This window comes from Pseudomonas sp. JV245A, assembly GCF_032424515.1.
GTDB classification, from domain to species: domain Bacteria; phylum Pseudomonadota; class Gammaproteobacteria; order Pseudomonadales; family Pseudomonadaceae; genus Aquipseudomonas; species Aquipseudomonas protegens.
The window spans coordinates 1-645 of the sequence record NZ_VYKE01000484.1 but is presented as its reverse complement, the minus strand read 5'-3'; the positions used below and the strand labels follow the sequence as shown (position 1 = coordinate 645).

The following is a 645-nucleotide window of genomic DNA, read 5'->3' as shown; positions in this document are numbered from 1 at the left end:
GCTGGCGCTCGGCCTGCCGTACGTCGGGGCGGCGCTTGAGCAGCGCCGCGCCATCGCCCACCGGCAACAGCTGGGTGATATGCGGCAACTGGGCGCAGCTGTCGGTGCCGGCGGGCAATTGATCCAGCGGCTTGGCCAGCAGCATCGACAGGCGGAACAGGCCCGATTGGCGCGCCGCCTCATAGCGCGGCAGTTCGGCACGCAGGGATTTGAATTGGGTCTGGGAACGGGTGACCTGGGTTTCGTCGCCGCGCCCGGCATCGCGCAGGCGCTGGGTCAGCTCGGTGCTCTGGGCTTGCAGGCTCAGGGAGTGCTCGGCGATTTCCCGTTCTTCGTTGGCCGCGCAAACCTGGGTGTAGGCCCGCACCACGTCCGCCACCAGGGTGATGCGCGCGGTATCCGCCGCAGCCTGGGTCGCGTCGGCATTGGCCTGGGCCGCCTCGATGCCGCGCTGCAAGGTGCCGAACAGGTCGAACTGGTAGGAGGTGCTGATGGACAGGTTGCCGACGTTGGCCACTGGCACCTTTTCCGGCAGCAGGAAGGCTTCGCCGGATTCCTGCAGGCGCTCGACCCCGGCCTTGACCCCACCGCTCCAGCCACCGGCGGCCTGGGCTTCATCCACCTGGGCGCGGGCCCGAGCCAGGT

1 protein-coding gene is annotated in these 645 nt (G+C 69.5%); it reads right to left on the bottom strand.

Annotated features, from left to right (window positions below):
* The coding region (locus tag F6S12_RS32595) for a TolC family protein (protein WP_315869967.1) at positions 1-645 on the bottom strand (645 nt) is incomplete at both ends.